The 25,269-nt window shown below is 47.7% G+C and carries 25 protein-coding genes; 20 read left to right on the forward strand and 5 right to left on the reverse strand.

Translation table 11 applies throughout. The annotated features are described in order from the left end of the window. Positions 1-20 precede the first annotated feature (20 nt). A complete protein-coding gene (gene cax / locus DFP97_RS04880) occupies positions 21-1,079 on the reverse strand; it encodes a calcium/proton exchanger (protein ID WP_114378879.1) in 1,059 nt (352 codons plus the stop codon). A gap of 177 nt (positions 1,080-1,256) precedes the next feature. On the opposite strand from cax, the gene DFP97_RS04885 reads away from it, so the two are divergent. Next, positions 1,257-1,634 (forward strand): Asp23/Gls24 family envelope stress response protein, encoded by a 378-nt coding sequence (locus tag DFP97_RS04885; RefSeq protein ID WP_114378880.1) that lies wholly within the window; start codon positions 1,257-1,259, stop codon positions 1,632-1,634. Positions 1,635-1,710: 76 nt separating this feature from the next. Here the strand turns inward: DFP97_RS04885 and ftsW are convergent, their stop codons facing one another. Together ftsW and DFP97_RS04895 are read right to left on the reverse strand one after the other, a co-directional pair. Continuing rightward, entirely contained in the window at positions 1,711-2,868 is a 1,158-nt protein-coding gene (ftsW, locus tag DFP97_RS04890; protein WP_114378881.1) for a putative lipid II flippase FtsW, read from the reverse strand. Positions 2,869-2,878: 10 nt separating this feature from the next. Next, complete coding sequence (locus DFP97_RS04895) at positions 2,879-3,223, reverse strand: YugN family protein (protein WP_114378882.1); 345 nt, start codon at positions 3,221-3,223, stop codon at positions 2,879-2,881. 311 nt (positions 3,224-3,534) lie between these two features. Here DFP97_RS04895 and DFP97_RS04900 point away from each other — a divergent pair, with 311 nt between their 5' ends. Both DFP97_RS04900 and DFP97_RS04905 read left to right on the forward strand, forming a co-directional pair. Further along, positions 3,535-4,743 (forward strand): amidohydrolase, encoded by a 1,209-nt coding sequence (locus DFP97_RS04900; RefSeq protein WP_114378883.1) that lies wholly within the window; start codon positions 3,535-3,537, stop codon positions 4,741-4,743. Between the two features lie 61 nt (positions 4,744-4,804). Further along, positions 4,805-5,236, forward strand: a complete 432-nt coding sequence (locus tag DFP97_RS04905; protein WP_114378884.1) for a CBS domain-containing protein — start codon at positions 4,805-4,807, stop codon at positions 5,234-5,236. An 81-nt stretch (positions 5,237-5,317) separates the two neighbouring features. On the opposite strand, the gene DFP97_RS04910 is transcribed toward DFP97_RS04905, so the two are convergent. Continuing rightward, complete coding sequence (locus DFP97_RS04910) at positions 5,318-6,163, reverse strand: thermonuclease family protein (RefSeq protein ID WP_114378885.1); 846 nt, start codon at positions 6,161-6,163, stop codon at positions 5,318-5,320. A 173-nt stretch (positions 6,164-6,336) separates the two neighbouring features. On the opposite strand from DFP97_RS04910, the gene DFP97_RS04915 reads away from it, so the two are divergent. The 7 genes from DFP97_RS04915 to DFP97_RS04945 all read left to right on the forward strand — a co-directional run bounded on the left by DFP97_RS04915 (position 6,337) and on the right by DFP97_RS04945 (position 13,678). Further along, positions 6,337-8,040 carry a DNA repair helicase XPB gene (locus DFP97_RS04915; protein WP_114378886.1) on the forward strand — a complete coding sequence of 568 codons (1,704 nt, stop codon included), beginning with the start codon at positions 6,337-6,339 and terminating at the stop codon, positions 8,038-8,040. Then, entirely contained in the window at positions 8,037-10,076 is a 2,040-nt protein-coding gene (locus DFP97_RS04920; RefSeq protein WP_114378887.1) for a helicase-associated domain-containing protein, read from the forward strand. The genes DFP97_RS04915 and DFP97_RS04920 overlap by 4 nt, the downstream gene beginning before the upstream one ends. 70 nt (positions 10,077-10,146) lie before the next feature. Further along, complete coding sequence (locus DFP97_RS04925; protein WP_114378888.1) at positions 10,147-10,635, forward strand: YlbF/YmcA family competence regulator; 489 nt, start codon at positions 10,147-10,149, stop codon at positions 10,633-10,635. 168 nt (positions 10,636-10,803) lie between these two features. Next, positions 10,804-11,067, forward strand: a complete 264-nt coding sequence (locus DFP97_RS04930; RefSeq protein ID WP_114378889.1) for a YlbG family protein — start codon at positions 10,804-10,806, stop codon at positions 11,065-11,067. Between the two features lie 262 nt (positions 11,068-11,329). Then, on the forward strand, positions 11,330-11,767 hold the full coding sequence (locus DFP97_RS04935; RefSeq protein ID WP_114378890.1) for a hypothetical protein: 438 nt from the start codon (positions 11,330-11,332) through the stop codon (positions 11,765-11,767). A 130-nt stretch (positions 11,768-11,897) separates the two neighbouring features. Continuing rightward, the gene (locus DFP97_RS04940; RefSeq protein WP_114378891.1) at positions 11,898-12,809 is read left to right on the forward strand and encodes a selenium metabolism-associated LysR family transcriptional regulator; all 912 of its coding nucleotides are present in this window, start codon (positions 11,898-11,900) and stop codon (positions 12,807-12,809) included. Beyond that, positions 12,800-13,678 carry a PHP domain-containing protein gene (locus tag DFP97_RS04945; protein WP_114378892.1) on the forward strand — a complete coding sequence of 293 codons (879 nt, stop codon included), beginning with the start codon at positions 12,800-12,802 and terminating at the stop codon, positions 13,676-13,678. Before DFP97_RS04940 ends, DFP97_RS04945 begins: the two co-directional genes overlap by 10 nt. Positions 13,679-13,763: 85 nt before the next feature. Here DFP97_RS04945 and DFP97_RS04950 read toward each other — a convergent pair whose 3' ends face one another. Beyond that, entirely contained in the window at positions 13,764-15,530 is a 1,767-nt protein-coding gene (locus DFP97_RS04950; RefSeq protein WP_114378893.1) for an Rqc2 family fibronectin-binding protein, read from the reverse strand. A 151-nt stretch (positions 15,531-15,681) separates the two neighbouring features. Between DFP97_RS04950 and DFP97_RS04955 the strand changes: the two genes are divergently transcribed. The 10 genes from DFP97_RS04955 (at position 15,682) to DFP97_RS05000 (ending at position 25,227) form a co-directional block, all read left to right on the forward strand. Then, positions 15,682-18,465, forward strand: a complete 2,784-nt coding sequence (locus tag DFP97_RS04955; protein ID WP_114378894.1) for a calcium-translocating P-type ATPase, SERCA-type — start codon at positions 15,682-15,684, stop codon at positions 18,463-18,465. A 120-nt stretch (positions 18,466-18,585) separates the two neighbouring features. Beyond that, positions 18,586-19,416, forward strand: a complete 831-nt coding sequence (gene dapF / locus DFP97_RS04960; RefSeq protein ID WP_114378895.1) for a diaminopimelate epimerase — start codon at positions 18,586-18,588, stop codon at positions 19,414-19,416. 30 nt (positions 19,417-19,446) lie between these two features. Continuing rightward, on the forward strand, positions 19,447-21,330 hold the full coding sequence (locus tag DFP97_RS04965) for a bifunctional homocysteine S-methyltransferase/methylenetetrahydrofolate reductase (protein ID WP_114379234.1): 1,884 nt from the start codon (positions 19,447-19,449) through the stop codon (positions 21,328-21,330). Positions 21,331-21,772: 442 nt separating this feature from the next. Further along, positions 21,773-22,033 carry an extracellular matrix/biofilm regulator RemA gene (gene remA, locus DFP97_RS04970; protein ID WP_005548256.1) on the forward strand — a complete coding sequence of 87 codons (261 nt, stop codon included), beginning with the start codon at positions 21,773-21,775 and terminating at the stop codon, positions 22,031-22,033. Positions 22,034-22,046: 13 nt separating this feature from the next. Further along, positions 22,047-22,664: a guanylate kinase gene (gmk, locus tag DFP97_RS04975; protein WP_114378896.1), complete on the forward strand. Its 618-nt coding sequence runs from the start codon at positions 22,047-22,049 to the stop codon at positions 22,662-22,664. A gap of 16 nt (positions 22,665-22,680) precedes the next feature. Continuing rightward, positions 22,681-22,890 carry a DNA-directed RNA polymerase subunit omega gene (gene rpoZ, locus DFP97_RS04980; RefSeq protein ID WP_114378897.1) on the forward strand — a complete coding sequence of 70 codons (210 nt, stop codon included), beginning with the start codon at positions 22,681-22,683 and terminating at the stop codon, positions 22,888-22,890. A 450-nt stretch (positions 22,891-23,340) separates the two neighbouring features. Continuing rightward, a complete protein-coding gene (locus DFP97_RS04985) occupies positions 23,341-23,520 on the forward strand; it encodes a hypothetical protein (RefSeq protein ID WP_114378898.1) in 180 nt (59 codons plus the stop codon). An 85-nt stretch (positions 23,521-23,605) separates the two neighbouring features. After that, positions 23,606-24,145 carry an NUDIX hydrolase gene (locus DFP97_RS04990; RefSeq protein WP_114378899.1) on the forward strand — a complete coding sequence of 180 codons (540 nt, stop codon included), beginning with the start codon at positions 23,606-23,608 and terminating at the stop codon, positions 24,143-24,145. 46 nt (positions 24,146-24,191) lie between these two features. Then, complete coding sequence (locus tag DFP97_RS04995; protein ID WP_147275017.1) at positions 24,192-24,464, forward strand: hypothetical protein; 273 nt, start codon at positions 24,192-24,194, stop codon at positions 24,462-24,464. A gap of 238 nt (positions 24,465-24,702) precedes the next feature. After that, positions 24,703-25,227, forward strand: a complete 525-nt coding sequence (locus tag DFP97_RS05000; RefSeq protein ID WP_114378901.1) for a YfiT family bacillithiol transferase — start codon at positions 24,703-24,705, stop codon at positions 25,225-25,227. Positions 25,228-25,269 lie beyond the last annotated feature (42 nt).

The following is a 25,269-nucleotide window of genomic DNA, read 5'->3' on the forward strand; positions in this document are numbered from 1 at the left end:
GCATGAAGAAGGTTTCCTTCTTAAACGAGGTAGAATGCAATGCCTAGTATAATGTAAACCATAAGAAGCAGCACACCCTCATACCAGTTCGTCTCACCGTCGCGCGACACGGATTTGGCGATAAATACCGAAACGCCTATTGCTGTTAATTCGATCGGTGTAAATACGATGTCCATCGTATTGCCGAACAGCGCACTGATGAGAATGAGCACCGGGGCGACGAACAATGCGATTTGCAAACTGCTGCCGATCGCGATTTCGACGGCTGCGCCGATTTTATTCTTCATCGCCAATAACACAGCTGCGCTATGCTCTGCGGCGTTACCGACGATCGCGATTACGAATGCTCCTATAAACAGCTCAGACAGGCCGAATTTTGCGCTAAAGGCATCAAGGGTATGTACGAGCCATTCGCTGACGAAAGCGACCATAACGGTAGCCAGCAGGAGATAAAGGACCGACTTCCCTTTGGACCAAGCCGGCTCTTCTCCATGATCGGGATTCATGACTTCGTCAGAGAGCATATCTTTGTGGGTAAACATTGAGAATATAAGCCACAAAATGTATGAAACGATGAGTATACCCGCAACCGCGAGACTTAGAAACTCATCCTTATCCCAAGTGAATTTCTCGGAAACAATAAATACGGCAGGGACAAAAAGCCCGATTACCGCCATGATCATCAGCGTTGAGTTATGCTCGGCCAAACGATTATTAAAGCGCTGTTGCTTGTATTTAAGCCCTCCTAACAAAATGCTGAGTCCTAGCACGAGCAATAGATTGCCAATGATAGCACCGGTCAAACTTGCTTTCACCATTTCGAATTGTTGTTCTCTAATCAAGAAGATAGCGATAATGAGCTCTGCCGCATTACCGAAGGTCGCATTTAGAAAGCCGCCAAGTCGTTGACCCGCATAGTGAGCTACGCTCTCCGTCGCTTTCCCGAGAAAGCCTGCCACAAAAATAATGGCGATCGCTGAAATGACGAATTGCAACGTAGTGTCCCAATGGGCGTAATGACCAATCCCGCTGAGCGCAAACATGGCAATTAATCCGGAAAAAAACAATTTTTGATTCAATCTTGCCACCTCTTTATCATTTGCTGAAAACCTGATAATACTATAACGAAAATAAAAGGACATGTAAACTTTACCAATAAAAAACAGACAGTTGCGACTTATTAAATTGGGTGTTCTTGCTTCAAGTCTAACCATCTATTACAATAAAGATATATGGCAAAATGAGGAGTGAGTCACATGACCGAAGAGCTTCAAACAGGTCTTATCCGAATTTCAGATGATGTAGTCGCAACGATAGCTGGACTCGCTGCACTTGAAACACCTGGCATAGCAGCTATGTCAGGCGGTATTTCCGAAGGGCTTGCCAAACGTCTGAGCGGTAAAAATGTGCAGAAGGGCGTATCTGTAGAGGTGGGGCAGTTGGAAGCAGCGATCGATCTTCGGATCATCGTCCACTACGGTATCCCCATTCAAGAGGTTTGCCGTCAGCTGCAGCTGAATGTGCGCGAATCCGTTGAGAATATGACAGGTCTTCACGTTGTAGAAGTAAACGTTAAGGTCGAGGGCGTTGCTTTTAAAGAGGAAGAAATAGAAGAGCAGCACCGATTGAAGTAATGAGACAAGCAAATCATTTATAAAAAAGGTACCTCTCACAATGTGGAGGTACCTTTTTTATGAGCAGGTTCAACGGTTAACGCTTTGGCTTCTCTAGTTTTTGCGATTCTCTAGAAATGCTCAGCAGCACACCCATACACATAAGACAAACGAGTAAGGACGAGCCGCCATAGCTGATAAACGGGAGTGTGACGCCTGTAATGGGTATTGTGCCGGTTACGCCGCCGATATTAATAAAGGCTTGAACGGCGATCAAGCCGACAATGCCGACTCCGACAACGGTCCCGTATTGATCGGGGCATCGGAGAGCGACGATAAGACCCCGCCACAAAAATAACAAATAAAATAGCAGAAAGATGGTGCTCCCGATAAAGCCGAACTCCTCGGCAATAACAGAAAAAATAAAATCGTTATAAGGATAACGCAAATAATGGAGCTTCTGCACGCTTTCTCCGAATCCGGCTCCAGTAATTCCGCCATGTCCGAGGGCCTGGAGCGAAGAGACCAGGTGAAAACCGGTGTCTTGCTGATCGGCAAGCGGATCGGTATATGAGGTCAACCGATCGATTCGGTATGCCCATTTCTCAGGCGCGGCTGCCATCCAAATGCCGAATACGACTGATACGAGTAGTATTACTGCCGTTCCTGCAAGAAACACATGCTTTAAGTTAGCGCCTCCCGCCAAAATCATAATGGAAGCACAAGCGGCAAGCACCATGCATGAGCCTAGATCGGGCTGCAGCATGATGAGAAAGCAGATGAATCCAACAATAATGATTACGGGAAGAAGTCCTTTTTTGAACTCGCGGAATTTTTCGTCCTTCTTAGAAATTAGCGCTCCGAGATATAAGATAATCGCTAGCTTCGCGGGTTCCGTCGGCTGGATGCCCATTGATCCGATACCGAACCAGCTGCGGGCGCCGTTAACGGATTCGCTTACAAAAGGAACAAGCATAAGCATGATCATTACCGGTAAAAAGAAAAGCATAAAAACTTTCTTATATACCTGATAGCGCAGGTTCATCATAATAAGCATAATAAATACACCGAGGCCAGCCCATGCGAGCTGGCGCTTCGTAAAGTAAAGTGCATCGTTTTGAAACTTTTGCGATACAACCGCGATGCTCGAGCTTGCGCTAAATACCATCACAAGCCCAAATCCAACGAGCAAAAGCGTTAAGATGAGGAGCAGAAAGTCCGGTCTTCCACGGCTAACGTTCTGCGTGGCTTTCATAATTCCCCCGTTACGCCAGCAGTTGTTTCAATTGTTGAAGTCTTTGTGTTGCCGTATTCATAATCTGTTGAGGCACCGGGGATTCATATTCGAGACCGTGCGGGAAAGTGGAGCGCCCGATGTAGACGGATTCGATGACGAGCACGGCATGAGGCGATTCAAGCTTGCCTTCAACAGCACGTGTAGCAATTCTCAAGTAGTAGTCTGAACCGCTAGCCCGGTCCTCAAGCTTCAAATCGTATGTAGCGCGGTAGTATTCCCATTGCCAACGGACAAAACCAACCTTTTCGGCGGAATCGTCTAAATGTTCTAGTTCGCTTTTAACACCGTTCAATCCGGTATTTTCAATTATCATGGTAGTTCCCTCCAAAGGTTTTGTGAAGCAAAACTGACGAAAGCAAGAGTTACTTCCAGTTCAAAAGACATAGTTATACATTCTTTTCTCATGATAGTATGTTTCCCCAGTCTGCGCAACCCTTACTCAGCCCTTTGGAAGCAATCAAAAGTGACATTTTGACGAATTGTTCCCGTTTAACTATAACATATCGTATAAGCTTCCTTAATACGGCTTCGATCTGGTAAACTATATGAAATGAACCAAGTTTAATCGGAAGAAGCTATTTTTGATGCGAGTTTCAGGAACTTAACCTATAGGAGGTTTGCGATATGCAGACAGAAGATATCGTAGATCAAGCGCTGCAGCATCTTTATCCGGACATGATCCGCTGGCGCAGACATCTTCATCAGTATCCGGAGCTGTCCTTCCATGAAAGAGTAACGTCAAGCTGGATAGAGAATCAATTAATAGAATTGGGTTGTACGGTTCGGTCGGGGGTTGGCGGTCACGGCTTAATTGCAGTGATTAAAGGAGACAAGCCGGGACCAGTTGTGGCACTGAGAGCGGACATTGATGCTTTGCCTATCCAAGATGAGAAAACATGCGATTACGCTTCGAAGGTACCAAATGTAATGCATGCTTGCGGTCACGATGCCCATACTGCAACGCTCCTTGCTGTAGCAGCCTATTATTCAGCTAATCGTGCCAATATTTCCGGTGAACGCAGGCTGCTGTTTCAGCCAGCCGAAGAGGTTACGCCGGGAGGCGCTTTGCCAATGATTAAGGACGGGGCGCTGGATGGTGTAGATGCTATTTACGGTGTGCATTTGTGGACCCCGTTGGCGCATGGACTCGTATCGTCGAAGGCAGGACCGTTTATGGCTGCCGCGGACGAATTCGTGATAGATATTTTAGGACGCGGCGGACATGGCGGCTTGCCGCATCAAGCGGTCGATGCGATTATGATCGGATCATCACTTGTTCAGTCGGTTCAATCGATTGTTAGCCGTAATGTCAACCCGCTCCATCCCGCTGTCGTAACAATCGGCTCGTTTCAAGCTGGCTCTACGAACAATATCATTGCGGAGCGGTGCAAAATGAAGGGAACGGTAAGGACGTTTGACGAGAAGACGAGAATGATGATTCACGAACGTCTGGAGACATTAATTAAACATACCTGTAATATGCATGAAGCGCAATTCGATTATCAAATGCGGATGGGTTATCCCCCTGTCGTGAATGATGATCTTGAAGCTGAACGTTTCTTTAAGGTTGGCGCGTCGTTGTTCGGCGAAGAATCGGTTGTTCATTCAGAAGCAATAACGGTTGCTGAAGACTTTTCTTATTATTTGCAGCAGGTTCCCGGCTGCTTTATGTTTGTCGGAGCTGGTAACGAAGAATGCGGAGCAACCTATTCACACCATCATCCGAAGTTTGATATTGATGAAAGAGCTATGCTGAGCGCTGCAAGACTGCTTATTGCGATGGCTGACGATTATGCGGCCGGCATTATTTCGCCAGAAATCATAAAAGGATGAATGAGCGGTGCCGCATTCGGATATCCTAAACCTCGGATTCTAATTCGAGGAGGGTGCGGTTATGCGAACAGTAAATGAAATAATGACTACGGATTGTGTTACTGCTACACTGCAGGATAACATTTATGAGATTGCTGTTAAAATGAAGCAACATGATATTGGATTCATTCCTGTTGTCGAAGGGAAGAAGCTGATTGGAGTTGTAACTGACCGGGATTTGGTTATTCGCGGGTATGCGGCAAAGCATTCCGGATCTACGGCAGTGGAAGAGGTCATAACGAAGGATGTCGATACCATTACATCTAATACATCTACCGATGATGCGGCGAATTTAATGGCATCCAAGCAAATCCGCAGACTGCCTGTGGTCGATAACGGAGAGCTGGTCGGTGTACTGGCCATCGGTGATTTAGCTGTACGAGAAATTTTTGTTAATGAAGCTGGCGAAGCGCTAAGCGCTATTTCTGAGCATGAGCATAGAGCCGTTCATTAAAAGAATATAAACAAATAAGGCTGTCCAAAAGCGTTTGTTAACGCCCTGGACAGCCTTATTTGTTAGCTAAACCGATTGCCGTTACTCATCTTCCCAAACAGATACCAGCTCATTGTACGCATTATATAGTTCGGCAGGATCTGACTCCTTGTTATTCCAAATGTTCTGTTCGCCCCATTCAAGTACGGACGAGTCGGATGGAGGCTCATCAGCTGAGGAGATAACGATTTTTTGCTGCGGATTTAATACAAATGGATCGAAAGGATACGTCTGATTGCCGCGCACGCTTACGAGTTTCCATCCATCCAAAGTGACCGGTTCATTGCTTGTGTTCTTTATCGTGACAAGCTCTGCACTTTTGTCTACTTCTATGAGGATACCGCTGCGGGCAGCTTTTTTGACAGGGAAATCAGTATTGCTGATGTCGGAAGCGTTGCTCCACAAGCCTTTCATTGCTTGCTTTGCTTGCTGCTCGAGCTGTTTGTATACGTTTTCCATTTTGACATTAGGTTCAACGATTAATACTTTTGCCAAGCCTTGCTCAAGCAGCAGCTCATTCAATATACGTCCGTCTTTCAGCTCGACTATCGCTAATGTGCGATTGTATTTGTCAGTGATCTCCTCATCAAACGTGAGTCGGACCTCTTTGGACTCTGATAACAGCTTTTCTGTATAAGCGGATGCTTCCGGACCGAACGGTTCAACTGGTGAATTGGGTTTCTTAATCTCAGGCGTATCCACATAAAGAAGTCTAATGGTAGCCTCATCGTCGCCTGTTTTAATTTTGAAGGTATCTCCGTCCACGATGTCTGAGACCGAATACCATTGATTTGTTTGTATATGGTTTAAGGAAAGATCAGCGATGGCCGAACAGCCGGCTAAAGGCAGACATATGAGCATCAGGAGAATAATGATATTTCTTTTCATGGATGTAATCCCTCCAGCCCATTAAGCAGTCATTATAAGATGTTCTTATTACTATACCACATTTTTGTCTCAGAAATCTCACAATGTATAGAGCAGTGTAAGCATAAAATTGTGTAAAACCATTCATACTGACATAAGGAATATTCTGTGTAAAACCTTTTAGGGGGAGAACGATGTACGATCATCATGATGGGCCGCTCATTGTACAGTCTGATTTAACCGTGCTGCTCGATGAGAGCAGATCTTCTGCCGGGCTGGCAAGAGAAAAGCTGGCGCTTTTCACGGATGCGGTAAAAAGAGCGGGTTCGATACATACCTATCGCATTTCGGCATTGTCTTTATGGAATGCAGCTGCAGCCGGAATAAGCGCGAATGATATCATTGAATGGCTAACCGTATATGGTCGGTACGAGCTGCCGTTTCAAACGGAAGCTGCGGTGAGAAAGCTTATCGGCAGATACGGCAGATTGCAGCTAACTGCCCAATCAGGGAAGCTGCTGTTTCAAGGCGATGCTTCATTAATGGAGGAGTTGGCAAGCCTACCGTCTATCTCAGGTTGGATCAAAGACCGTCTGCAGCCAAATGAATGGGAGCTGGAAGCGGACTGCAGAGGCTCATTTAAGCAAGAGCTAACCCGTTTAGGTTACCCGATTATTGATTTGGCTGGCTATCACACGGGTGAAGCTTTATCCGTTCATGTCAGGGAAATTACGGTGAGTAACCGAAAGTTTACATTGAGGGATTATCAACAGGATGCAGTTGAAATGTTTTATAAAGAAGGAACGGTGCAAGGGGGAAGCGGCGTCGTCGTACTGCCCTGCGGAGCGGGGAAAACGATTGTCGGAATCGCCGCGTTAGCCCGGCTCAGCAGGGCGACTCTCATACTGACCTCGAATGCCACTTCGGTGAACCAGTGGAGAGAGGAGCTGCTTGATAAAACGTCGTTAAAAGATTCGGAGGTCGGGATGTACTGCGGTACATTGAAACAGGTTCGCCCTGTTACGATTGCTACGTATAATATTTTGACGCACCGGAAATCGAATACGGCTCCATTCTCGCATATGAAGCTGTTTTCTGAGCGGGACTGGGGTCTTATTATATATGATGAGGTCCATTTGCTTCCGGCACCGGTGTTTCGAATGACAGCGGATATACAGGCAACCAGAAGGCTGGGCTTAACCGCAACGCTCGTTCGCGAGGATGGCTGTGCTGAGGATGTTTATTCGTTAATCGGACCGAAGCAATACGATATGCAATGGAAGACAGCTGAAGCCGGTTCACATATTGCTGCTGTATCATGTACGGAAATTAGAGTTCCGCTTCATAAAGAGAAAGAGGGGCTGTACCGGGATGCGGGCGCACGCTCCAAGCTAAGATTAGCGGCGGAAAATCCCGGTAAAATTCCCGTCGTACAGCAGCTCCTGCAAGAGCACAGGGGCAAGCCTACACTCATCATCGGACAATATTTGAATCAGCTGCATGAGGTTGCTGAAACCCTTAAGGTTCCTCTACTAACAGGCGAGGTTCCACAGCAGGAGCGCCAGCAGTTGTATGAGCGCTTTAAATCGGGTGCGATATCTGTGTTAATTGTTTCCAAGGTCGCTAATTTTGCAGTTGATTTACCTGATGCTTCTGTTGCTATCCAGCTTTCGGGAAGCTTTGGTTCAAGGCAGGAGGAAGCGCAGCGGATCGGCAGGCTGCTGCGGCCAAAGGAAGGAAACAATGAGGCTTGGTTTTACACAATAGTAACCGACCAAACGAAGGAAACGGAGTTTGCTCTGAAGCGGCAGCTTTTTATGCTTGAACAAGGATATCATTATGAGCGCTTGAATGTGCCCGTGATTGACTTTTCCGAAAAGGAGGCTCTAGCGCAATGAATGTTCAACAATTGGTCAATAAGTTGTCTGACAAACGAATGGAGCAATTGCTGAATGCCTCCGTATGGAGATCTGCCAAGCTGCGCGGAATGGCTTGGTCTGAAGCTGCTGTAGACAGCCGCTCCATTCATGAAGCAGCCGAGTTGTTATCGCCATATGCGTCTTGTTTCATAAAAGCAATGCTTCGGTTGTTTGCAGCTATGCCGGTTGATGGAGAACGGCTGCTAAGGGAAGTGCGGATGGATACGACACTTTCAGGCGCAGAATGTCTAATGGGTCTAACTGAACTGGAGGAAGCAGGTATTTTGTTCTCGGTCCGTAAAGTCTGGGGGGAGAGCCTCTACTTTATTCCGACCGACAGCTTTGCGATTTGGCAGCAAACATTATTTGCATGTAGTGCAGAGCCGCTGTCGCCTAGTGATAGACAAGGCTTGCTGGACGGTAAATTGAGAAAGGTATACAGGCCTCTCGGAAGGCAATTACTTTCCGCTTTCGCTATGTTGGCCAAAAACGGGATGGAGCTAACGGTCAAAGGGGCGCTACACAAGAAGACAGTTGCTAAGCTGCTGCAAGCTGTCGATTTTGATGAGCAGTGGCTGAGCCGGTTTGAATTGAAGTGGACGCTCCGTGAGCATTATCCATTGAAGGCTGCGTTTATTTTAGAAGCGGGCTTTGCATTCGGACTTCTTTATGCGGAAGAAGGTACATTAAAATGGAATGAGGCCGTACTGGGTAATTGGCTTAACCTAAAGGAGGAGAAAAGAGAAAGACAATTGCTGGAATGGTGTTTAAAATTGCTTCTCCCTGCCGCTGATGTCAGCGCGCATATAGCCGCAGCTTTAATCGGGATGCAGGCTGGGCAATGGTATTCCGTACAGCACATGGAGCAGTGGCTGATAAATTCTCAAATAAGAGCTCCGATCGCGGCAGATTTGAATAGCGGAGCTAAAATGCCGGATTGGTACAGCTTATTTCACAGTTTCGGCTGGCTTGAGCTTGTAGATTACGAAATTTCAGGCGGGACGGGCACGCTGTTTCGCTGGAAGCCGTCTTCGCCCTTGGGAGCATTAAGCCATAATACGATGCTTGAAGTGAGGCGCTTTATTATTGTACAACCTAATGGAGAAGTGATAGCCCAGCCGGATAGCCCGTTTTCCATACGCTGGGAGCTCGAGTTGATGGCAGAGCAAGTATCGGATGAGCAGGTATCCATTTATCGGATCGACGCTGCAACGCTTGCCCGTTCCTTGGAGTTTGGAAGAACACGGGCAGCCATTCAGTCCTTCCTTGAGCAGGCAGCTGGAGGAGATCCTTTACCGGCTGCATTTGCAGCTCTACTGGAAGTGTGGACAAGCAGAGCTTGCCGGACAGAGTTCGCTGAGGTTGTATTGCTTCGTTGCGATAATGAACAAATGGCAGCATTCGTAAAAAATGATTTATCCATTGCACCATTATTAATGCAGCAGCTTGGTCAAACCGACTTCATCGTGGCTAAGTCTCAAATCAATGAGATTAGAAGCTGCCTACAGAAGGCCGGTTATCCGCCGCGCAAAGGAGTTCAAACGGCTGATTCGGCGGCAGAACGCCGCTTTCCATTTGTAGCTTGGGACGAAAGGAAAGACGTTAGATCTGCGATATTATCAGAATGGGAAAGCTGTCAACAAACAGCCCCGTTCATCTATGAGGCTTTCCCGCTGCATCATTTCGAATTGAATGACCGTGCTTCTAAAGAGACGTATCAGGCTTTCCCTCAGTGGGACAGCGTTCCTGCGATGTGGACGAAGCAATTAAGAACGTACCATCCTTCAACGAGAAGAGAGCTAATTGAACAGGCCTTGGAATGGCAGACGCCTGTACAGCTTCGAATAGAGAGCGAGCTTCGCTCCTTTGTGCCTGAGAAGCTGGAGCAGCAGGAGGGCGGCTGGGCTGTTGTCGGATTGCTGCGGGACGAGCGGGAACGTCAGCCAGTCCGGCTTACTCCCGATATGTGGGAGGAAATGCGGCTTGTCATTCCAGGCCAGACAGAGCCAATATAATCTCTATCTATTGGCTAAGCTAATATGATATGATAATGTAGGAATTAGCGAATTGAAATGAGGTGGATAAATGCCCACTGCTGGAGAGTTGACGGCTGTTCAGTTGGACCAGACAAATGGCGTCGTTTCTTCGCTTGATATGGCGTCGCTGCTGCTTTGTGCCTATGAATTAGGAGATTGGATTAATCAATCGGCGGAAGTTGCCGAATATCTATATTGGAAGTCGGCCGTGAATGAGGACGAGAAAGTGAAGCAAATGACTAAACAGTTCGCGAAGGCGAAGGAGTTGTTTGTCGAGTGCGAGCGCTTTGGTCGATTCCATCCCGATTACAACGCCGCGAAAGATAAAGTGAAGCAAATTGAACGAGAGCTGAGCGAGATTGAAAGCGTTCGCCACTTTAAATTTGCCGAGCAAGTCGTCGATGAGATGCTTTATGAGGTATCTCGTACGATAGCGGAGTCGGTTTCCGACAATATAAAAGTGCCCGGGAACGAAAAAGCCGGCGGAGGCTGCGGAAGCGGCGGCTCATGCGGTTGCGGAAGCGGCGGCTGCGGTTAAATCGAAGCAGGCTACGAAGCAGGTTTGCTTGCAAACCTTATGTATTAGCTTACGAAGCAGGTTTGCAGCGCAAATCTAGGTATTGGCTTACGATGTAGGTTTGCTGCACAAACCTTAAGTTTGGCTTACGAAGTAGGTTTGCTGCGCAAACCTTTCAGGAGGGAAGAAATGTTACCGGATCGAACGGGGTATATCGTATGGGTTAGTGATTTGAAAGCGGCAAGATCACTGGAAAGGTTCGGGACGGTTCATTATATGTCGCGCAAAATGCATTACGTCGTTCTGTACATGAACGCGGAGCGGGCTGAAGAATCTGTGCGTCAGATGGGAAAGCTTCCTTATGTTCGCAAGATTGAGCGTTCCTATCGTAATGAGATCAAAACCGAGTACAGTAAAGACAGTGAGGATAAGACACGGTTTTATAGTTTATAAAAACCGAAGACGGCAAATGCCGTTCATTGAAGGTTTAGCTTGCGTTATGCGGTGAAAAATAAATGTGTTCTCATCATATGAAATAAATACGCTTCTCGGCTCATGAATGACGCTGAGAAGCGTATTTTTTGTGCAATTATCCAAAAAGTTACATATATGGTCTGACTTTAATTTAATGTTGTAATCTCGGACAATCGTGGTAAAATGGAATTAAAATTCATAGTATAAAAGCCCTGGTTCCTTGGGAGGAGTAGGTTGCGGAATGAAAGATAAAATGACGAGAAGATGGAATACTTATGAGTCGTTTTTTATCGATCTAGGTGATAAAAAAGTAGCCGACATCGTTATTACGAACCATGCCAAAAGTCGTTGGCTTGACCGGATCGAAAGTAAGAAAACCGGGTTTGAAGATATCGCCGAATTTTTATGGGAATGCTTGAAGCAAGGGCGAATCGAGCCTTATTACCGCAACGAACAGGATGTTTATTTAATTGATGACGATCTCGTATTTGTCGCGGAATTTTCTGAGTCAGTTACTGAAACGGATATTGTTGGAAATCCTTTACATAAAATGATTATTGTAACCTTTCTGGGGCGGATGTCGGAAACGATTGAGCTAAGGGATCTAAAGTCCTATTATTCATGGCTTCGCCACTCGCGGCGAATGACGCTGGTTAAGAGCAGCAGGAAACGAAAATAAGGAAATACAATTGTATAAGTAATGCGACAAGCGTGAAATCTGAAAAGATTGAACGCTTTTTTTGTGTCCTTTCTACGACTCCGTACAAGGTTTGTTGTATAATAATAGCAGAAGAAAGGGTGGTTGGACGATGGCACTTAATTTTCATCAGTTGCACATTTTTTATACGGTTGCGGAACGGGGCAGCTTTTCAGCTGCAGCGCAATCTTTGCATATGACCCAGCCTGCTGTTACGATGCAGGTGCAGTCGCTTGAAGATTATTTTGGAACCAAGCTGTTGCAGCGGTCTACCAAACGCATTGAGCTGACAGAAGCGGGACGGACACTGATGCCGTTTGCCCAGCGCAGCATCGATTTGATCCGCGATACGGATCAGGCGATGTCCACGTTTACAAAACAGCTTAAAGGGAGGCTGCAGCTGGGTTCGAGTTTGACAATAGGAGAATACATTTTGCCGCGCTTGCTCGGTCCATTCGGTCAAGAATATCCGCATATCACGATAAGCATGAAGGTAATGAACACATCTCAAATTATGGAAGATATTTTGAATCATCAGCTGAATTTCGGCTTGATTGAAGCTCCGGTCAATCATCCTGACATGCATATGGAGGCGGTCATGAGCGACGAGCTTAGACTTATCGTCTCCAAGGATCATCCGCTTGCGAATCGTTCGTCGGTAACGCTTGAGGAAGTTATGGAATACCCGTTCGTCCTGCGCGAGCAAGGCTCAGGCACGCGGCTTGTCATGGAAGAGCAGCTGAGGAAGAAAAAGATCGATCCCGCATCGATGAAAATTGTAATGGAGCTTGGCAGCACTGGAGCTGTGAAATCGGCAGTTGAAGCCGGCCTCGGCATTTCCTTTGTATCGTCGTCCTCGGTGAAGCATGAGGTTGCGCTTGGATTAATACGAATGATTAAAATATCGGATGTAAAATTTCAACGTCAGTTTTATTCGATTTATTTAAAGTCAGCGCTGCTGCCTATTTCAGCCGTTACCTTTTTAACCTTTTTGAGAGAGAGGGATTTACAACAATGGCTCTAATGCGCGGACTTGCTGATTTGCATACGCACACGACCGCTTCGGATGGCATGCAATCGCCGGCCGAGAACGTTCGGTTTGCGAAAGAAGCTGGTCTTGCGGCAGTTGCCATAACGGATCACGATACGATAGCGGGCGTAGCGGAGGCATTGCTCGAAGGGGAACGAATCGGCATTAAAGTCGTTCCCGGCGTTGAATTAAGCACGGTGGCAAACGGTACAGACATTCATATTCTTGGCTATTACACGAATAATCAGGATGAAAAGTGGCTGGCGCGGCTGGCGGGCTTACGCGGTATACGAGACCGGCGGAACGAAATGATTGTGGATAAGCTTTGTGAACTGGGTATCCCGTTGACAATGGATGAGGTTCTTACAGCGGCTCATAGCGACTACACGGCGGAATCACTGCAGGCGGCTGCTGTCAGCATCGGTCGGCCGCATATTGCGGAGGCGCTCATTCGCAAAGGGATCGTGTCCAGCATGAAGGAAGCCTTTGATCGTTATTTGGCCGCCGGAGCGGCAGCCTATGTCAATCCACCGCGGCTGCATCCGTATGAAGCTGTCGAATGGATAAGAGAAGCGGGAGGGACGAGCGTCATTGCCCATCCAGGCTTATATGGCAACGATCCTCTTGTTGAAGATATCATTCGTCACGGCGCGCAAGGGATAGAAGCGTATCATTCTGACCATGGAATCGAGGAAGAGCAACGGTATGCCCGGCTCGCTGACAAATATCATTTAATTGTTACGGGCGGTTCGGATTTTCATGGATTCCGTCACGGCCAAGTCTTTCACGGCGCGGTCGGAAACCGTACTGTAGACGCGAGGGTAATACAGCAGCTTGACCCGTCATGGGGTAAACCGGTATGACTCGGCCATTCAAAGCCCGATTGAAAAAAATCACCTGCTTCTTATTCAATAGATAAGAAGCAGGTGATTTTTGTTGCTCAACCGATTATTTAATTTCCGAGGCTAATGCTTTGATGCGCTTTTCATCTGGTGTGATGAAAAGCGTTTTTTGATTGTCATAAATGACGAAGCCCGGTTTTGCTCCGTTAGGCTTCCGGACATGCCTGATTGACGTATAGTCAACCGGTATGGAGCTGGAGTCGCGTGCTTGGCTGTAATGCGCAGCAAGCATTGCCGCCTCCTCGAGTGTGACATTGCCGAAATCAGCGCCCCGGATGACCACATGGGATCCCGGTATATCTTTTGTGTGGAGCCATGTATCGGAAGGCGCTGCCAGCCGGTTCGTTAAATATTCGTTCTGCGTGTTGTTTTTGCCGACAAACATCACTGCGCCTTCAGATGAAGTGTAGCAAAGAAGCGCAGGACGGAGCGCTTTTTTCCTCTTCGGTCCGCGGCGGCCCCGTTCTTTCATATAGCCTTGCTCGACTAGCTCGTCGCGAATCTCTCCAATATCGGCTAGCGAAGCGTTATCGAGCTGCTGCAGCAGCGCTTCAAAATAAACGATTTCCGTTCGGGCGATTTCCATCTGCTCTTCTACGATAGACAGGCTGTTTTTGTGTTTCGTGTAGCGCCGGAAATAGCGCTGCGCGTTGTCAGACGGAGTGAGCTGCGGATCAAGGTCAATCTTTACCGTAGTTTGCTCCTCGTCATAAAAATTAACAAGCTCGATGGATTTGTCGCCACGTTTGATTTGGTGCATATAAGCGGTTAACAGCTCTCCGAGCACCCGGTATTTTTCCGCATCCTTGGCCTCTTCGAGCGTTTCCTCCAGCTTTTTAATTTTCGATATATTTTTTGCTTTTTCATTTTGGACGAAACGGATCAGGTCTGCTGCCCGCTGCTTTACCGTGTCCCGTTCTGCTTTATTCCCATAAAAGCCTTCCAGACATGCGCTTATATCCGGAAAAACGGTCGTGTCGCCGTTAATATGGGTGAGCTCGGTGATCGAAAAAAACGACTTTCCGTTGTCCTGATCGATTTTGATGGTTGGCGTAAAGCGGTTCTTTTTCACATTCTCCATTAAGCTGGAGAAGCTGTGCCACAATGCCGTTAATCCATACGCTTCGGCATCTGTGTTTGCATTTGGTTCTGCGCCGGCTTGCGTACGGTATACGAGCTCTCTGGCCAGCAGCGGACTGAATCCGCTGAGGGTATCGACGAGCCGCTTATGGAGCGGCGCTATTTCGTCAGCAGCATGAAGCGCTTCAATGAATTGCTGTTCGTTTTCAATTGCTAGCGGATCGGTTTTCCCTTGATCCGGCGGCGATGTGTAGCTGCTGCCTGGAAGAACGATACGGTAGCTGCTAATGGCAGGCGTAACGTGGTGAATGCCGTCATGAATGATACCCGTTGCAGGATCCATCAATATAATATTGCTGTGGCGGCCCATAATTTCGATAACGATCGTTTTGTTCGATAAATCACCCAGCTCGTCGCGATGCTTCACCTCGATATGAATGATGCGCTCACGTCCGATTTGACGCACCGATTCGATAACGCCTCCTTCGCAATGCTTACGGAGAAGCATGCAAAACATCGGCGCTTCCATCGGATTAACGTAACTTCCATTAGTCCAGTGTACACGAGGATACGTCGGATTTGCTGACAGCAGCAGCTTGCCCTGCATGCCCGCTCCGCGTATGCTGAGCACGAGTTCATGATCGGTCGGTTGATGAATTTTATATATACGAGCGCCGACGCAGCGCTGCAGGTCATGCGTGATTGCATGGGTAACGATTCCGTCTAATGCCATGGTGCATCGTTCCTCTCTTCCATTTATGTCTTTTTCTATCATGCCATAGTTCAGACAAAAACTTAAGTCCCTGTTGGGATATTTTACGGGCTGTCCGAATACATTTACCCTAGAAAGGCTGTCCGAAGGTATTATGGGAGGGAGTTATACCATGGAACAAATGAAATGGCACCAGATGGGGACAAGCGAGTTGGTAAACGCCTTAGTCAGCTCCCCTGAACAAGGGCTGACGACGTCGGAGGCGGCGGAGAGGCTGGAGAAGCATGGACGGAACGAGCTGTCGGAAGGCAAGCGTGTATCGCCGGTCATGTTGTTTTTGAATCAATTTAAAGATTTTATGGTTCTCGTATTAATGGGCGCGACTTTAATTTCAGGCTTACTCGGCGAATATTTGGACGCTATTACAATTGTGGCCATTATTGTGCTGAATGCTGTACTAGGGTTTGTTCAGGAGTTCCGGGCGGAACGTTCTTTGCGTGCTCTAAAAGAATTGTCAGCTCCTTCGGCTAAGGTCATCCGCGGCGGTGAATTGATGACAATTCCGGCGAAGGAGCTTGTTGCGGGAGATATCGTATGTCTCGAGAGCGGGGACCGGATACCAGCCGATGTTCGCTTGCTCGAGGCAAATAGCTGCTACGTAGAGGAATCGGCGCTAACAGGAGAATCGGTGCCGGTAGGGAAGCATTCTGCAGCCATCTCTGAGGCGGAATTGCCATTGGGTGATCAAAAGAACATTGGTTTCATGGGCACGATGGTCACTAGGGGGACTGCAAGAGGGGTAGTCATCCGGACTGGTATGGATACGGAAATGGGTAAAATAGCCGGTCTTATCGAGCAGACGGAATCTATGGAAACGCCGCTCCAGCATCGGTTGGAGCAGCTCGGCAAAATCCTGATCGTCGTTGCGGTAGGTTTGACGATCATGGTTGTGATTGCCGGGATACTGCATGGCCAGCCAGCGTACGGAATGTTCCTCGCCGGTGTCAGCTTGGCGGTCGCAGCTATTCCAGAGGGACTGCCGGCTATCGTGACGATCGCACTCGCTCTCGGCGTACAGCGGATGATTAAACGGAAGGCAATCGTACGAAAGCTGCCTTCCGTTGAAACGCTTGGCTGTGCTTCGGTTATATGCTCGGACAAAACCGGTACGCTCACGCAAAATAAGATGACGGTTACGCATGTTTGGATCGGGGGCAGGCAGCTGGAAGTAAGCGGTGAAGGCTATGAGCCGTCCGGGTCTATTTTCGAAGATGGCAAGGCGCTTGATGTGAAGCACGATTTATCCGTTAAGAGGCTGCTGCAAATTAGTGCTTTGTGCAACAACGCCCAGCTGATGAAGGTAGAGGTAGAGGAGCCTAAGAAGCGGAAGAGTAAGGAGTCTCATGAGGAATGGCTTCTCAAAGGCGATCCGACAGAGGGTGCGCTTGCGGTGCTGTCAGCAAAGCTCGGCTCCTCGTCGAAATCGCTGGAACAGCTTTATAAGCGAGAAAAGGAGTTTCCCTTCGATTCCGAACGGAAGCGAATGTCCGTAGTTGTTGCGCATCAAGGCGGCCGTCTTATTTGTACGAAAGGTGCGCCGGACATGCTTATGGACCACTGCTCCTATGTGCTGTGGGATGGCAAGGTTGTGCCGTTCACCCCGACACTTAAGCGAAAGTGTGCCGAAGCCGGAGAGATAATGGCACAGTCCGCGCTGCGCGTGCTTGGGCTTGCATACCGTGATTTACGTGCCGGTGATGTCTGCGAAACGGAGAGAGACGCGGAGTGCCAGCTCGTATTTGTAGGCTTAACGGGTATGATTGATCCGCCCCGCCGCGAAGCGAAGGAAGCGATCGCGACGTGCCGGCGTGCAGGCATTAAGACGGTTATGATTACCGGAGATCATCAATTGACTGCGGAAGCCATTGCCGGTCAGCTTGGCATCATGCCGCGAGGCGGAATTGCATTGAGCGGCAAACAGTTGGAAGCTATGAGCGACGAGCAGCTCGACCGGCTTGTCGATAACATTTATGTCTACGCACGTGTCTCGCCGGAACATAAGCTGCGTATCGTCAAGGCGCTTCAGCGGCAAGGCCATGTCGTTGCAATGACAGGTGACGGCGTAAATGACGCGCCGGCCATTAAAGCGGCCGATATCGGTATCGCGATGGGCATTACCGGAACGGACGTATCGAAGGAAGCATCCGCATTAGTGCTCAGCGACGACAACTTCTCGACGATTGTAGCTGCAATTGAAGAAGGACGTGGCATTTATGAAAATATTCGCAAGTTTATCCGTTATTTATTGGCGTCGAATGTCGGCGAAATATTAGTTATGTTTTTGGCGATGATGGCAGGACTGCCATTGCCGCTGGTGCCGATTCAAATCTTGTGGGTAAATCTAGTGACTGACGGATTGCCTGCAATGGCGCTTGGCATCGATCAGGCAGAGAAGGATCTGATGCAGCAGAAGCCGCGCTCGGCCAAAGAAAGTATTTTCTCGCGCAGGCTCGGTTGGAAAATTATAAGCCGAGGCATACTGATCGGGGTATGTACCCTGGGGGCATTCTGGATCACGTTAAATGAAGCGCCAGGCAGCGCGTCGCAGCTTATGAAAGCACAGACCGTAGCCTTCGCCACACTCGTAATGGCGCAGCTGATTCATGTTTTCGACTGCCGCAGCTCACGCTCGATTTTTCACCGGAATCCGCTGCAAAACAAATATTTAGTATTGGCCGTCCTATCTTCTCTTCTACTAATGATCGGCGTGCTATATATTGAAGCTTTGCAGCCTATTTTCAAAACGGTGCCGATCGGCTTCCGCGAATGGTGTCTGGTGTTCGTCGCTTCGGGAATCCCAACCTTTGTCATGGGAATTGGCAGCGTGATGGGCACTTCAAAGAAAAAGAAAACAAAAACAAAACTTCCGTTCGGCCCGAAAACAGTGGCAAGATAACACAATAATGCAAATGATGATGCAAATTATGAATAGCGTTTCTCCTAGCTTTGCGGTATGCTAATAGGAATGATAATAGCATTATTATTTCTAGAGATACGGTAAGGAGAGGGCATTTTGATGAATTTTACGAAAATGAACGGTTTAGGAAATGACTTTGTCGTGATCGCGGGCGAGCAGCAGCTACCTGATAACGCCGCTGAGCTGGCGATCGATCTTTGCAACCGGTTCTTCGGAATCGGCGCAGATGGACTCGTCTATATTTTGCCTTCGGAAATTGCTGATTTTCGTATGCGGATTATTAATTCTGACGGTTCCGAAGCCGAGCAGTGCGGAAATGCCATTCGCTGCGTAGCGAAATATGTATATGATAACGGATTGACCGATAAAGAAGAAATAACGATCGAAACGCTCGGCGCAGGCGCTCAGAAAGTCCAATTGACCGTTCAAGACGGCAAGGTTGCGACTGTGCGCGTCGATATGGGACAGCCGATTTTGAATGGCCTGCAAATACCGACTACCGTCGATGCCGAGCGTGTCATCGAGCACCCGATTGAGGTGGACGGTCGTGAATTCCGTTTTACCGCTGTATCGATGGGCAATCCGCATTGTGTCATTTACGTTGACGATGCTGTCAACTTTGATCTTGGCACATGGGGTCCGAAGCTCGAAACTCATCCGCTGTTCCCGCGTAAAGTAAATGTTGAATTTGTAACGGTTAATTCCCGTACGCATACAGATATGCGGGTATGGGAACGGGGCGCGGGCCCTACGCTGGCTTGCGGGACAGGGGCATGCGCAACGGTCGTGGCTTCCGTACTGACTGGAGCGACAGACCGCACAGCGACTGTGTCACTCAAAGGCGGCGACCTGCTTATTGAATGGAACGAATCGGACAATCACGTATATATGACCGGGCCGGCTGCGGAATCGTTCCGCGGCACGCTGTAAGAGCAACGTCAGATGGGTGGAATGAATAAAATGAAACCGGATTTGCGGGAAGCGCTGCAGAAGCGTATCTTGACCGGGGACGGCGCGATGGGAACCTATCTGTATCAGATGGGGTTCCCTGTCGGCGTTTCTTATGAAGAATTTAATACGCTTCGTCCTGATGTTATCGAAAACGTCCACCGCCGTTACTACGAAGCGGGTGCGCGAGTCATTGAGACAAATACGTTTTCTGCTAATTTGGAGAAGCTTTCGAAATATGGCTTAGAGAATGATATGGATGCTATCAACCGTGCCGGGGTGCGAGTCGCCCGTGCTGCTGTTGGAGTTGACGCATATGTCGTTGGAGCTGTCGGCTCTATTCGTGACGGAAAGCTCAAAAACCTGCGCACGGCTAAAGTGAGCGAGGCCTACGAGCGGCAAATGCACGCGCTGCTCGATGAAGGGGCGGACGGATTGCTCCTGGAGACTTTTTACGATCTGGATGAAATGCTGCTCGCTCTGCGGATTGCCCGCTCAGCTTCAAACTTGCCGGTCATTTGCCAATTCGCGGTCGAGGATGTCGGCCGCACGCAGGACGGTATCGGCCTGAAGGAAGCATTCGATCAGCTGCAGGCAGCCGGCGCAGACGTTGTCGGATTCAACTGCCGCAGCGGTCCTAACGGAATCATGCGGGCGATCGATTCGATTACAGGTCCTGTGGGCTTGCCGCTGTCCGTCTATCCAAATGCCGGTATCCCTGATTATGTAGACGGTAAGTATACGTATTCAGCGGGTCCGCAATATTTCGCGGAAACGGCCCTTCGATTTGCTGATCGCGGCGCCCGTATCATCGGCGGATGCTGCGGAACTACGCCAGAACATGTAGCTGCTATGGCTGCGGCACTTGACGGCTATGTTCCGCAAAGCGGTCAAGCTGCGGTTGCTGTGAAGTCTGCGGAAACGATTGAGGTTCAGCCGACTTTGAAGCAAGCTGAGCCAGCTGTTGCGGTCGCTAATTTGGAGCCGCCAGCTAATCGTGAGCCTTCGATTGTCGAGCTCGTTCAGAAGCGGCACACCGTTATCGTAGAGCTTGATCCGCCGCGTGATCTCGATATCCGCAAGTTTATGGATGGCGCCGCAGCTTTGAAAGCAGCGAAGGCGGATGCGGTTACGATGGCTGACAACTCGCTTGCGGTTACACGAATGAGCAACTTGGCGCTTGCGGCTCTTGTACAGGAGCGAATCGGACTGCGTCCACTCGTTCATATCGCATGCCGCGACCGTAACTTAATCGGTACACAGTCTCATATGATGGGACTAGATGCGCTTGATATCGACCATGTTCTGGCTGTGACAGGAGACCCTGCGCGTTTTGGCGACTTGCCGGATTCCAGCTCGGTATACGATCTGACCTCATTCGAAATGATCCGTATGATCAAGCAGTTGAATGAAGGCACCGCCTTCTCCGGCAAGCCTTTAAAGCAAAAGGCGAAATTTGTCGTAGGAGCTGCGTTTAATCCGAACGTCAAGCATTTGGACAAGGCGATTCAACGTCTTGAACGCAAAATAACTTCAGGCGCGGACTATATTATGACGCAGCCTGTCTATGATCCCAGCTTGATTGAACGGATTGCAGAATCGACCAAGCATTTGTCTGTACCGGTTTTTATCGGCATTATGCCGCTGGCAAGCGGTCGGAATGCTGAATACTTGCATAATGAAGTGCCCGGTATTCAGCTGTCGGATGAGGTGCGGCAGCGGATGGCTGGCCTTGAAGGCGAAGCGGGTCGTGCTGTAGGCGTACAAATTGCCAAGGAGCTGCTCGATGCGGCATTGCCGCATTTTAAAGGGATCTATTTAATAACGCCTTTTATGTTCTATGATATGGGTGTTCAGCTTACGAAATACGTTTGGGAAAATACGAAGCGTAAATAGTTGGTTACTGCGCAATGGCGGCGAAAAGCTTGTCCTTTTTACCCGATTTTGTATTTTCGCTTGTTGGATTGTAAAAAATCAATTAAAATATAAGGCATGGGTACAGTTGCCATGCCGAATAAATAATCAGCAGGCAAGGACAGGCTGGCCAACAGTTCGAACGCGGCTAATGCTGGAGCATGTCTCATGACGTATGCCCAGGGCTTTTTTCGTCAACAATAGTGCAGTAGTTCTGTCGGTATTTGACAGGAATGCTAACTTGTCGTATTCACCTTTTTTAAATATAAGAATGTATAGGTTTTACATTTATACTAGGCTTATATTTCGGCACGGAACGTAACCTGCACCGCCTGAGAACGGCGATAGCCGTTTACGCTTGCAGAAATTGATTATTCACAGGCAAATGCACAAGGAAACACCGTAGGCGGAGGAGGAACCTGGCTTGGCAATCAAACTTATTAATATCGGATTCGGTAATATTGTATCGGCAAACCGCATTATTTCTATTGTAAGCCCGGAATCAGCTCCGATTAAGCGAATCATCCAAGAAGCACGCGACCGACATATGCTCATTGATGCGACATATGGTCGGCGCACACGCGCTGTTATTATTACCGACAGCGATCATGTCATCTTATCGGCTGTTCAGCCGGAGACAGTTGCACACCGGTTGTCCACTAAGGATGACGATAACGACGAATAGTACGGGGAGTATTATGGATAAGGGATTGTTAATTGTGTTGTCCGGTCCTTCAGGGGTTGGCAAAGGAACGGTTTGCTCCGTTCTTCGTAATAAGATGCCGGAATTAATTTACTCCGTGTCGGCAACGACAAGACTGCCTCGGCAAGGTGAGGTAGAAGGCGTAAACTATTTTTTCAAGAGCAAAGAGCAGTTCCAGGATATGATCGCGCGAGACGCGCTCTTGGAGCATGCCGAATATGTTGGTAATTACTACGGTACTCCGCGTGATTTTGTCGAGCGTACTTTAGCGAGCGGCAAGGACGTTATTTTGGAGATCGAAGTACAGGGAGCTCTAAAGGTGAAGCAAAAGTTTCCTGACGGCATATTTGTGTTTTTGCTGCCTCCTTCATTGGATGAGCTAAAGCAGCGAATAACGGGCCGGGGCACGGAATCATTAGACACGATCAATAATCGTATGTCCGTCGCTGTAGAGGAAATGAACCTGCTCCGTCATTATGACTACGCGGTTTTGAATGATGAGATAGACGCTGCATGCGATCGTATTCGCAGCATCATCATTGCCGAGCATTGCCGCAGAGAAAGATTTCTGCCTTACGTAACGGGCATGAAGGCCGCAATTGAGAAAGCTTGAGTGAGGAGAATGAACGATGTTATATCCGTCCATTGATGAAATGGTGAAAAAAGTTGATAGTAAGTATACACTTGTCGTAGCTGCTTCCAGACGTGCCCGTATGCTTCGCAACGGTGACAAATCGGAGCTGCGCAACCCGCGCTCCCGTAAGTTTGTCGGTGTAGCTCTCGAAGAAATATATGGCGACATCATTCAAGTTGAAAACCTTGCTACAAAAGAAGACTAATTATTTATAATAACGAATAGAAGAAGGATTGCAAGCTGGCGACAGCTTTGCACTCCTTTTTTTGTTATAAATAAAGTGGTGTCGCAGTTTAGCATTTGTTGCTCTCTATTTGCATACTGCTGATGCATTTTCTGCAACAGAAACCTCCTATGAAGCTGAAAGGAAGAATGGCATTGCAGAAATGCAGCTGAATTAGTTTTTATTTATACGTTAGTAGATATAAGGGGATTCTATTGTAGAAACTAAAATGGATGCTAGAAGAAACTCGAAAAGCATTGATTCCATTGTATAGACTACAGTTGAATATCGTCTTGCCCAATCAATCACGCTTTTACAACATGGTCAAAAAGGATACAAAAGATTTGTTTAGTTTGGTAAACTATTGGAAACACAGAATCTTTCGCATGTGAAGGAATTATCTATTCAACATATATAGGAGGAACCGCTCTAATGGAAATCATTATTATTATAATTATGTTTGTAGTCTCTACGTTAGTTATTTCGGTCGTTATCCGGGGTGCCATCGACTCATCCAAATTGCCGAAGCAGTTGGATATGCTGACCGATGAGATTAGAATGCTTCGAAAAGAGATCAAAGAAAATAAACATATCGTTGATAAGAAGGTTTAAATTGTTTTATTTCATACATAGACTGATTTTTATATTGAGGTTTAAACGCTAAGAAAGCTAATAAATGAAGAGGATGTTAGTACGAATGAATAGTAGTCTTAACCATTTTCCAACTTTATCAAAAGGGATCGTAATGGGATATGTAGAAAACTGTTTTTCGCTGGAATATGAAGTGGATGAATCATTAGTCAGCAATATTAGTATCATTCCTACGGTCGGTGATCAATATGTCGTAATGCAACTGGATAACGGCAAATGGGAGCTTGCGGGCGGAACGCTCGAGCCTAACGAGCATTATATGCATGCCTTGGTAAGAGAGGTAAAGGAAGAGCTTGGCGCAGAGCTCGTTTCATACACGCTCTTCGGTTGTTTTAAATGCCATTCAGCTGCTGACGAGCCTTACCGCCCTCATATCCCGCATCCCGATTTCGTCAGACTTGTCGGATACGGAGAGGTTAAGCTTGTAGGTTCGCCTTTAAATCCCCCTGATGGTGAGCAGGTTATTGCAGTGGATGTAGTAGGTATTGATGAGGCTGTTAGAAGGTTTGAGGAAATCGGCAGGCCTGACATCGCGGAGTTATATAAAATGGCGCATGATTTAAAAAATCATATTGGCTATTTGTAGTGACTTCAATAAGCTATGCAATGACTCGAGAAAAACAATTGATCTGATGATTTATTATGTTGAACTAGGCGTACAATTTACGAATGACTATGGTGACATTGACGAACCTTTCTACTATAGTATAGAGCTGATGTACCAGAACGCACTAAAGAAAATTCAAGATGAAGATGAGAGTGCTTTTTTTGAATATCAAAAGCGGCTGAAAGTAATTATGGATGACACTCAACATATAGGGTGGGGCTTCCATGATCAGCTTACGGGAATATATTTGGAAGCAGCCGCTGGATATGAATATGAAGATAATGACGAAGAGGATTAAGAAAGCAACGCTTTTCTCATTGAGGACTGATGATCGTAATTGTCACAGGCTTGCTGCTCTCCAACATGCTTGCCAAGCCGACGCTGCGGATGAGTTGATTTCGAATTTGAAAAAAAGATACACAGGAAAGCGGTGAAGGCAGCTCGAAATAAATAAGGTCTAATTAGTTTTTGAGACTGCGTATGGTATGATAGGAGAAGGATTAAAGTCGTTTGGACAAGGAACAGGAGGGAACGGAATGGACAAATTGCGTTATCCGATTGGAAGATACTCGTTCGAAGGAATGACTGTTAAGCATCGCGAGCAGTGGATTAAAGATGTGGAAAAGCTGCCCGCTCAGCTGAAGGCCGCACTTGCAGATTTGGATGACACACAGCTGGATACGCCTTATCGCAGCGGAGGATGGACAGTCCGTCAGGTCGCGCATCATCTCGCAGACGCTTCCATGAATTGCTTCACTCGCTTTAAGCTTGCGCTCACGGAATCGAATCCAACGATTAAGCCGTTTAATGAAGAACGCTGGGCAGATACGGCTGACAGCCTGCAAGCGTCGCCGGATGTCAGCTTAGCTATAGTGGAAGGCATATATGCACGATGGGTATTGCTGCTTCGTTCGATGGAAGCGTCTGATTTTGATAAAATGTTTTATCATCCGGAGAAGGGCAGTCAAATGGGATTGGCCTATTTTCTCGGATTCGTCGCCTGGCATGGAAAACATCATGTTGCGCATATAACGAGCTTAAGAGAACGGAAGGATTGGTAGCTTAATCCATACATCAGCAAGGAACGGAAGCAGCATTATGGG

Source organism: Paenibacillus prosopidis (genome assembly GCF_003337375.1).
GTDB classification, from domain to species: domain Bacteria; phylum Bacillota; class Bacilli; order Paenibacillales; family Paenibacillaceae; genus Pristimantibacillus; species Pristimantibacillus prosopidis.

What these genes read in the sequence shown, in the direction of transcription:
- DFP97_RS04885 (WP_114378880.1), top strand. Translation starts at nt 1,257, where the DNA reads ATGACCGAAGAGCTTCAAACAGGTCTTATCCGAATTTCAGATGATGTA.
- ftsW (WP_114378881.1), bottom strand. Translation starts at nt 2,868, where the DNA reads ATGAAAGCCACGCAGAACGTTAGCCGTGGAAGACCGGACTTTCTGCTC.
- DFP97_RS04895 (WP_114378882.1), bottom strand. Translation starts at nt 3,223, where the DNA reads ATGATAATTGAAAATACCGGATTGAACGGTGTTAAAAGCGAACTAGAA.
- DFP97_RS04900 (WP_114378883.1), top strand. Translation starts at nt 3,535, where the DNA reads ATGCAGACAGAAGATATCGTAGATCAAGCGCTGCAGCATCTTTATCCG.
- DFP97_RS04905 (WP_114378884.1), top strand. Translation starts at nt 4,805, where the DNA reads ATGCGAACAGTAAATGAAATAATGACTACGGATTGTGTTACTGCTACA.
- DFP97_RS04910 (WP_114378885.1), bottom strand. Translation starts at nt 6,163, where the DNA reads ATGAAAAGAAATATCATTATTCTCCTGATGCTCATATGTCTGCCTTTA.
- DFP97_RS04915 (WP_114378886.1), top strand. Translation starts at nt 6,337, where the DNA reads ATGTACGATCATCATGATGGGCCGCTCATTGTACAGTCTGATTTAACC.
- DFP97_RS04920 (WP_114378887.1), top strand. Translation starts at nt 8,037, where the DNA reads ATGAATGTTCAACAATTGGTCAATAAGTTGTCTGACAAACGAATGGAG.
- DFP97_RS04925 (WP_114378888.1), top strand. Translation starts at nt 10,147, where the DNA reads ATGCCCACTGCTGGAGAGTTGACGGCTGTTCAGTTGGACCAGACAAAT.
- DFP97_RS04930 (WP_114378889.1), top strand. Translation starts at nt 10,804, where the DNA reads ATGTTACCGGATCGAACGGGGTATATCGTATGGGTTAGTGATTTGAAA.
- DFP97_RS04935 (WP_114378890.1), top strand. Translation starts at nt 11,330, where the DNA reads ATGAAAGATAAAATGACGAGAAGATGGAATACTTATGAGTCGTTTTTT.
- DFP97_RS04940 (WP_114378891.1), top strand. Translation starts at nt 11,898, where the DNA reads ATGGCACTTAATTTTCATCAGTTGCACATTTTTTATACGGTTGCGGAA.
- DFP97_RS04945 (WP_114378892.1), top strand. Translation starts at nt 12,800, where the DNA reads ATGGCTCTAATGCGCGGACTTGCTGATTTGCATACGCACACGACCGCT.
- DFP97_RS04950 (WP_114378893.1), bottom strand. Translation starts at nt 15,530, where the DNA reads ATGGCATTAGACGGAATCGTTACCCATGCAATCACGCATGACCTGCAG.
- DFP97_RS04955 (WP_114378894.1), top strand. Translation starts at nt 15,682, where the DNA reads ATGGAACAAATGAAATGGCACCAGATGGGGACAAGCGAGTTGGTAAAC.
- dapF (WP_114378895.1), top strand. Translation starts at nt 18,586, where the DNA reads ATGAATTTTACGAAAATGAACGGTTTAGGAAATGACTTTGTCGTGATC.
- DFP97_RS04965 (WP_114379234.1), top strand. Translation starts at nt 19,447, where the DNA reads ATGAAACCGGATTTGCGGGAAGCGCTGCAGAAGCGTATCTTGACCGGG.
- gmk (WP_114378896.1), top strand. Translation starts at nt 22,047, where the DNA reads ATGGATAAGGGATTGTTAATTGTGTTGTCCGGTCCTTCAGGGGTTGGC.
- rpoZ (WP_114378897.1), top strand. Translation starts at nt 22,681, where the DNA reads ATGTTATATCCGTCCATTGATGAAATGGTGAAAAAAGTTGATAGTAAG.
- DFP97_RS04985 (WP_114378898.1), top strand. Translation starts at nt 23,341, where the DNA reads ATGGAAATCATTATTATTATAATTATGTTTGTAGTCTCTACGTTAGTT.
- DFP97_RS04990 (WP_114378899.1), top strand. Translation starts at nt 23,606, where the DNA reads ATGAATAGTAGTCTTAACCATTTTCCAACTTTATCAAAAGGGATCGTA.
- DFP97_RS04995 (WP_147275017.1), top strand. Translation starts at nt 24,192, where the DNA reads ATGATTTATTATGTTGAACTAGGCGTACAATTTACGAATGACTATGGT.
- DFP97_RS05000 (WP_114378901.1), top strand. Translation starts at nt 24,703, where the DNA reads ATGGACAAATTGCGTTATCCGATTGGAAGATACTCGTTCGAAGGAATG.